The organism is Azoarcus sp. TTM-91 (genome assembly GCF_012911025.1).
Classification (GTDB): Bacteria; Pseudomonadota; Gammaproteobacteria; order Burkholderiales; family Rhodocyclaceae; genus Azoarcus.
Window position 1 is genome coordinate 1 of sequence record NZ_WUEI01000280.1, and the last position, 697, is coordinate 697.

Below are 697 nucleotides of genomic sequence, written 5' to 3' on the forward strand. Positions count from 1 at the left end.
GGCGGGCGGTCGAAGCGCACCGCCAGGTCGATGACCGGCACCACCGCGCCGCGCAGGTTGATGACGCCGCGCACGTAGGGCGGCGTCATCGGCACCGGGGTGAGGTTGCCGTACTCGATGATCTCCTTGACCACCAGGATGCTGACGCCGAAGACCTCGCCGTCCAGCTGGAAGGTCAGGTACTGGCGGGCTTCGCCCTCACTCTCCGTAACCGCGGCCGTCTCTCGTTTCACGAGTTGGCCCATGCGTGCCTCCCGTCGTCGAAACGGACGAAATCGCCCTCGCCCGCGGGCGGATGGCCACTACCGTGGGCGGGGGGCTGGGCGCGGGGAGCGGAGCGCTTGGCCGCGGAGCGGCCGCGGGGCCCGCTGCCCTCGGCGAGGCGGAAGAAGCTCATCAGTTCCTGCAACTGCACTGCCTGGCCACTCATTTCCTCGGCGGTGGCAGCCAGTTCCTCGGAGGCGGCGGCGTTCTGCTGGGTGGTCTGGTTCAACTGGTTGATGCCGGAAGCCTGCTCCTGGGAGCCGGCGGTGATTTCGGCGACCAGGTCGGCGGTCTTGCTGATGCCCGGGACGATCTCGCCCAGCAGCTGGCCGGCCTTCTCGGCGAGTTGCACGCTGCCGCTGGCGACTTCGCTGATTTCCTGCGCCGCTTCCTGGCTGCGTTCGGCCAGCTTGCGCACCTCGGCGGCCACCAC

General features: G+C 69.4%; 1 protein-coding gene and 1 pseudogene. Both read right to left on the reverse strand.

Going from position 1 to position 697, the window contains the following annotated elements; all coding sequences use genetic code 11:
* The coding region (locus tag GRF61_RS24220) for a chemotaxis protein CheW (protein WP_211166195.1) at positions 1 to 245 on the reverse strand (245 nt) is incomplete at its 3' end.
* A pseudogene (locus tag GRF61_RS24225) lies at positions 230 to 697 on the reverse strand (methyl-accepting chemotaxis protein); the annotation flags it as partial. The gene GRF61_RS24220 and the pseudogene GRF61_RS24225, both read right to left, overlap by 16 nt.